The organism is Xanthomonas populi (assembly GCF_002940065.1).
Lineage (GTDB): Bacteria > Pseudomonadota > Gammaproteobacteria > Xanthomonadales > Xanthomonadaceae > Xanthomonas > Xanthomonas populi.
On sequence record NZ_MDEJ01000169.1, the window covers coordinates 1 to 6,964 of the forward strand.

Below are 6,964 nucleotides of genomic sequence, written 5' to 3' on the forward strand. Positions count from 1 at the left end.
TGCGCGCACTTGTTTCTACACGATCCGGGTGCAACCAGCTGATCTATCTCGGGAAAACGTGGGGAAACCTCAGATCCTGGTTCCATTTTTAGAGCGATCACCAACGCGACTGCATTTACGGCGCTGCGGGCGCGGCTGGTGCTCGGTGCGGCATGCGTTACTTGTACATTCTGGTTCCAACGCGCCTCGTCCGCGCTCATCTGCCAACTGCTTGCAAGGGTGTGTCAGCCGCTCTTGGCCCCTGGCAGGAAAACGGCCGGCGAAAATTTTTTGCCCCCAGCCCTTGAAAGCTGCTCGCGCAGCACAATCTATGGCTCGCACCCGCTCTGTCGGGTTTTTTAGCGCGCTGTGCTGGCAGTCGTCACATACGAGTGCTAACATCGCCGATAATTTCCAGGCCAATCAATCACTTAAGAGGGTCTTTCTGTATGAGCATCAAGCCGCTTCACGACCGCGTTGTAGTCAAGCCGATCGAAGCCGACGAAGTTTCCGCCGGCGGGATCGTGATTCCGGATTCGGCAAAGGAAAAGTCCACCAAGGGTGAAGTTGTCGCCATCGGCGCCGGCAAGCCCCTGGACAATGGCAGCCTGCGCGCGCCGGTGGTCAAGGTCGGCGACAAGGTCATCTACGGCCAGTACGCGGGCAGCAGCTACAAGGCCGAGGGCATCGAGTACAAGGTGCTGCGCGAAGACGACATCCTCGCCGTCATCGGCTGATCAGGCGCTACGCGCCGGGAGGCGGGAATCGGCAGAGCGGCTGACGCCCAAGCCAGCCCACCCATCCCCGATCTCCGCCCCTTGATCTGCCGAATCCCCATCCCCTATTCCCTATTTCCGGAGTTACATACAAATGGCTGCTAAAGACATTCGTTTCGGTGAAGACGCACGCAACCGCATGGTGCGCGGCGTCAACATTCTCGCCAATGCCGTCAAGGCGACCCTGGGCCCCAAGGGCCGTAATGTCGTGCTCGAGAAGAGCTTCGGCGCCCCGACCATCACCAAGGACGGCGTCTCTGTCGCCAAGGAGATCGAACTGGCCGACAAGTTCGAGAACATGGGCGCGCAGATGGTGAAGGAAGTTGCTTCGCGCACCAACGACAACGCCGGCGACGGCACTACTACCGCCACCGTGCTGGCCCAGGCCCTGATCCGCGAAGGCGTCAAGGCTGTTGCCGCCGGCATGAACCCGATGGACCTCAAGCGCGGTATCGACCAGGCCGTCAAGGCGGCCGTCATCGAGCTGAAGAACATCTCCAAGCCCACCACCGACGATAAGGCGATTGCCCAGGTCGGCACCATCTCGGCCAACTCGGACGAATCGATCGGCAACATCATTGCCGAAGCGATGCAGAAGGTTGGCAAGGAAGGCGTGATTACCGTTGAAGAAGGCTCGGGCCTGGAAAACGAGCTGGACGTGGTCGAGGGCATGCAGTTCGATCGCGGCTACCTCTCCCCATACTTCATCAACAACCAGCAGAGCCAGTCGGCCGATCTGGACGACCCGTTCATCCTGCTGCACGACAAGAAGATCTCCAACGTGCGCGACCTGCTGCCCGTGCTGGAAGGCGTGGCCAAGGCCGGCAAGCCGTTGCTGATCGTCGCTGAAGAAGTCGAAGGCGAAGCGCTGGCAACCCTGGTGGTCAACACCATCCGTGGCATCGTCAAGGTCGTGGCCGTCAAAGCACCGGGCTTCGGCGACCGTCGCAAGGCAATGCTGGAAGACATGGCCGTGCTGACCGGCGGCACCGTGATCTCAGAGGAAGTGGGTCTGGCACTTGAAAAGGCCACGATCAAGGACCTGGGCCGCGCGAAGAAGGTGCAAGTCTCCAAGGAGAACACCATCATCATCGACGGCGCCGGCGATTCGGCCACGATCGAAGCCCGCGTGGGCCAGATCAAGACCCAGATCGAAGACACCTCGTCCGATTACGACCGCGAGAAGCTGCAGGAGCGCGTGGCCAAGCTGGCCGGTGGCGTTGCAGTGATCAAGGTCGGCGCCTCGACCGAAATCGAAATGAAGGAAAAGAAGGCGCGCGTCGAAGACGCCCTGCACGCCACCCGTGCAGCGGTCGAAGAAGGCGTGGTCCCGGGCGGCGGTGTGGCCCTGGTGCGTGCGTTGGTGGCCGTGGGTAACCTGACCGGTGCCAACGAAGACCAGACCCACGGTATCCAGATCGCCCTGCGCGCCATGGAAGCGCCGCTGCGCGAAATCGTGGCCAATGCCGGCGAAGAGCCGTCCGTGATCCTGAACAAGGTCAAGGAAGGCACCGGCAACTACGGCTACAACGCCGCCAACGGCGAGTTCGGCGACATGGTCGCGTTCGGCATCCTGGACCCGACCAAGGTCACCCGTTCAGCGCTGCAGAACGCAGCCTCGATCGCCGGCCTGATGATCACCACCGAAGCGATGGTGGCCGATACACCGAAGAAGGACGAAGCAGCAATGCCGTCCGGCGGTGGCATGGGCGGCATGGGCGGCATGGATTTCTGATCCAGGCCACTTGGCTGTTGCATCAAACAGGACCCCGCCGAAAGGCGGGGTTTTTTGTCACGCCACGTTTGCGCAGATGTGCACGCGTGTTGGAGAAGTTTTGCTTCACTCGGCATACTCTGACGAGAGTTTCGTCGTATTTCATAAAGGCATTCTCCATGTCCACTCTGCCAGCGCCATCGACCGGCATTGTCTATCCCAGTGGTCAGCCGGGGTCGCATCGCTACTCACATCACCAGGGCAAGTTCTTCGCCCATTGGTTGACGTTGCGTAATCGTGACGAAGCGGCAGTTGCACGTGCCTTGTCTGCTGCGCGCGTCGATATGAACCCGCATCAGGTGGATGCCGCTTTGTTCGCGCTCAAATCGCCTGTCGAGGCGGGCGTGTTGCTTGCCGATGAGGTTGGACTCGGCAAGACCATCGAGGCCGGCCTGGTGCTGGCCCAGCATTGGGCACAACGCCGCCGCCGTCTGCTGTTGATCGTCCCTGCAACGCTGCGTAAGCAGTGGACACAGGAGCTCGAAGAGAAGTTTCAGCTGCCCTCCTGCATTCTTGAGAGCAAGTCGTTCAATGCCTTTCGTCGACCCGACGCAAGCAATCCTTTTCAGAACGATGACGCGATCATCGTGACGTCCTATGAGTTTGCCGCCAGCAAGCAAAACGAGCTTGCTGCGGTCAGTTGGGATCTGGTCGTGCTGGATGAAGCGCACAAGCTGCGCAACTTGTATAAAGGCAAGAGTGCGTCAAAGCGTGCTGTCGCCTTGAACGAAGCGCTGCGTGGAAGGCGAAAGGTCCTACTGACCGCCACGCCGTTCCAGAATTCGTTGATTGAGTTGTATGGGCTGGTGTCCTTCATCAGCGACGAATTCTTCGGTAGTCAGAAGGCGTTTCAGATGCAATACGCCTCAGGTCGGAGCTCAGAGGCCAGGCTTAATGACTTAAGGCATCGGCTTGAACGGATCTGTCACCGTACCTTGCGTCGTCAAGTACAAGCCGAAGGTGGCATCAATTTCACCAAGCGCTTCTCCATCACTCAGGACTTCACGCCCTCCGACGAAGAGCTTGAACTCTACGACAAGGTTTCGGCTTATCTGCAGGACCCTTCCATCCTTGCCATCAAGCCGACAGCCCGGCATCTGGTGACATTGGTGGTGCGCAAGATTCTGGCTTCCTCGACGTTCGCCATCGCCGATACGCTCGACACGATCATCGGTCGACTCGAGTCCAACCAGGCGCTCACTGCCAAGCAGATCGAAGACTTCGAGACCGTCGACGAACTCAGCGATGAGCTGGAGTCCGATGGAATGGAAAGGCCGGGCGATGTGCCCGATAGCGATGTCTTGCAGGCAGAGCTGCTCTGCCGCGCGCAGGAAATCGATCGTCTGCGCGGTTACCGTGACCTGGCCAAGCAGATTCAAAGCAATCGCAAAGGCGACGCGCTATTACTGGTCCTCGGGCGAGCGCTTGCGATGGCCGAAAAGCTCGGCGGGCAACGTAAGGCAGTGATCTTTACCGAGTCGCGGCGCACACAGGAGTACTTGCGTGTCCTGCTCGAAGAACATGGCTATGCCGGGCGAACCGGCCTGCTCAACGGAAGCAACGACGATGTCGATTCCAGGCAGCTGTACGCCGACTGGCTGGAGCGGCACGCCGGCTCTGCGCTTGTTTCAGGTTCCAAAACGGCAGACATGAAGGCCGCAGTGGTCGAAGCCTTCCGCGATCATCGCGATGTTCTCATCACCACCGAAGCAGGCGGCGAGGGCATCAATCTGCAATTTTGCTCGTTGTTGGTGAACTACGATCTGCCCTGGAATCCGCAACGTGTGGAGCAGCGGATCGGGCGTATCCATCGCTATGGTCAGAAGAGCGATGTGGTCGTGGTGAATTTCGTCAATCGCAAGAATCGTGCGGATCAATTGGTGTTTGAGCTCCTGGAAAAGAAGTTCAAATTGTTTGACGGTGTATTTGGTGCCAGCGACGACATATTGGGTGCGATCGAATCCGGTGTGGACATCGAGCAGCGGATCCTGCGTATCTATCAGAACTGTCGCGACGCTGCGCAAATCGAGTCGGAGTTCGCTGCCTTGCAGGCGGAGCTGGACGAGAGCATCGGCCGGCGCGAGGAAAGTGCGCGGCGCATGCTGCTGGAGCATTTTGACGAGGATGTCGTACGCAACTTGCGCTCACGTCGCGCAGGCATGCTGCACAAGATCAATCAGTATGAAAGTCATTTTCTACACCTGATCGCTGCCGAACGGCCGAAAGCGCGCATCAGCGACAAGCTGGTTAAATTGGAGGAAGGCGATTACGCCGTCAGCTGGCCGCCGGCCGAAGAAGCCAATGCCGGGTTGTTGAGGCCGGACAAGGGGTTGGGAGAAAGGCTTTGCCGCCAGGCCAAAGAACGCCCGACTCCACCTGGCACGCTTCATTTCGATTACGCCGCTGTGGATGCACAGCGTGCCGATGTGCGCCAGTGGTTGGGAAGCAGAGGGCAGCTGCGTGTAGCGCTGGTCACCATCCAGACCGCAGAGGAAGTGCTGGAAGAACTGGTCTGCAGTGCGCTGTGCAGTGACGGGCGCGTTGTGCCCGACGAGACCGCTGCGCGTCTGATGGAAGTGCCTGCCCGTTTTGTGCCACGGCACCGTGTCGCCGAAGATCGTGCGCTTCCCGCTTTTGAAGCGGCAGTGGAGCGCGTGCTGGCTGAGGCAAACAGGCGCAACGAGCAGTGGTTTTTACAGGAGTCCGAGCGTCTTGACCGTTGGGGCGGGGATCAACGGCTATTGCTGCAGCAGAGTATCGATGAATTCGATCTGCAGGTGCGCGATGCCAAACGTGCTTTGCGTCAGCTCGAGACCTTGGAGCAAAAAGCCCAGCTCAAACGCGAGATCAAGCGGATCGAGCAGCAGCGTGATGATGCCATGCTCGATTTCTTTGAAGGCAGGAAGCGCATCGAGCGTAGCCAGGACGTGATGCTGGAGCGGGTTGAAAATGCGCTGCGCACGCAGCACACCGTGCAGGTGCTGTTTGATGTGGAGTGGACACTGGAGCATCCCGAGCAATGACTAGCTCACGTGAATTTGGCGATTTGCTCGCGCAGATTCGGCTGGGCGAAGACTCGCAGCTGGAATTCAAGCAAGTCGTGTTCGAGAACGACAAGATCAAGGGACCGAACGGGAATAGCCTTTGCCAGGAAATCGCGGCATTCGCCAATGCCATCGGTGGGCGCCTGATCCTGGGTGTGGACGACAAGACCCGCGACGTGGTCGGGATCCCATTGGATCGATTGGACGCAGTCAGCATCTGGGTCGAGAACTGCGTGCGTGACCTCATCAAGCCCGAGCCCGCCCTCTATTTGCGGCGTAGGCTGGTTCCCGATCGCTCCGGCACCGAGCATGCTGTTTTGGTGATCGACATACCGCGTTCGCTCTATGTCCATCTCGCCCCGGGTGGCTATTTCCGCCGTCAGGGCAGTTCCAAGCACGAACTGCCGCCAAACGAATTGTTGCGTCTCATGCAGTCGCGGCAGCGCGCCGGCACTCTGGGTTTCGATGAGATGCCCGTGCTGGGCTGTACGCAGGCGAACTTTGATGCTGCGCTGTACGGCCGTTTTCTCGGGACAACCGATGAACCTGAGGAACTGCGTCTGCGCAAGCTGAAGCTGCTGGTTCCGGGAGAGCCTGGCGAGGAATGGGCCAGTGTCGCTGGCGTCTTGATGGCGACGGCCACGCCAAGCGATTGGTTGCCGCAGGCCTATGTGCAATGCGTGCATTATGCCGGCACCGAGAAGACTGCCCAGGAGCAACTGGATGCGCAGGATATTCAAGGGCCGCTGGATCAGCAGATTCGCCAGGCTGCCGCCTTCGTACTGCGAGGCATGCGCACTGCGGCACGCAAGCAGTTGGGCCGGATCGACGTGCCCCAGTTCGATCCAGAGGCTGTATTCGAGGCCATCGCCAACGCCGGTGCGCATCGCGACTACTCGATCAGCGGGGCGCCTGTGCAGGTGCATTTGTTCACCGACCGGCTGGAGATCACATCGCCTGGCGCGTTACCCAACTCCCAATCGGTGGAGTCGATCGCCCTGCGCACCGCCACCCGCAATGAACTATTGACCAACCTGCTAGCGCGCTGCCCGGTCGAGATGGAGGGCGTCGGCCGGAGTCGCGTGATGGAGAAGCGTGGCGAGGGCGTGCCGCAGATCCTCAATCGCAGCGAGCGCTTGTCCGGACGGAGGCCGCACTTCGAGTTGCGGGGTGAAAATGCATTACGTGTGACGTTGTACGCAGCTGATCCTGAAACGAGCCCGCTATTGAACGAAACCGGTAGAGGCAGTGTCGGCCTTAACTATGCGGGCTTTGCTCGCGACGATGACTGAAGAATTGATCTGCCGCTGATAGAAGGGCACCTCGAACAACCAAGTCGTAGCCGTGGTGACACGCACTGGATGATGACCATACCTTCAAAAAATCAGCGA

At 59.5% G+C, this 6,964-nt stretch carries 4 protein-coding genes and 1 other RNA gene; all 5 read left to right on the forward strand.

All coding sequences use genetic code 11. The annotated features are described in order from the left end of the window. The first annotated feature begins 152 nt into the window (after positions 1 to 152). Positions 153 to 230, forward strand: a non-coding RNA gene (locus XpopCFBP1817_RS18490) — sX9 sRNA. Between the two features lie 198 nt (positions 231 to 428). Beyond that, the gene (locus tag XpopCFBP1817_RS18495) at positions 429 to 716 is read left to right on the forward strand and encodes a co-chaperone GroES (RefSeq protein WP_006451546.1); all 288 of its coding nucleotides are present in this window, start codon (positions 429 to 431) and stop codon (positions 714 to 716) included. A gap of 133 nt (positions 717 to 849) precedes the next feature. Further along, the gene (groL, locus tag XpopCFBP1817_RS18500) at positions 850 to 2,490 is read left to right on the forward strand and encodes a chaperonin GroEL (RefSeq protein WP_128418231.1); all 1,641 of its coding nucleotides are present in this window, start codon (positions 850 to 852) and stop codon (positions 2,488 to 2,490) included. Positions 2,491 to 2,648: 158 nt separating this feature from the next. After that, the gene (locus XpopCFBP1817_RS18505; RefSeq protein ID WP_128418232.1) at positions 2,649 to 5,552 is read left to right on the forward strand and encodes an SNF2-related protein; all 2,904 of its coding nucleotides are present in this window, start codon (positions 2,649 to 2,651) and stop codon (positions 5,550 to 5,552) included. A gap of 23 nt (positions 5,553 to 5,575) precedes the next feature. Then, positions 5,576 to 6,865, forward strand: a complete 1,290-nt coding sequence (locus XpopCFBP1817_RS18510; RefSeq protein WP_244171236.1) for an ATP-binding protein — start codon at positions 5,576 to 5,578, stop codon at positions 6,863 to 6,865. Positions 6,866 to 6,964 lie beyond the last annotated feature (99 nt).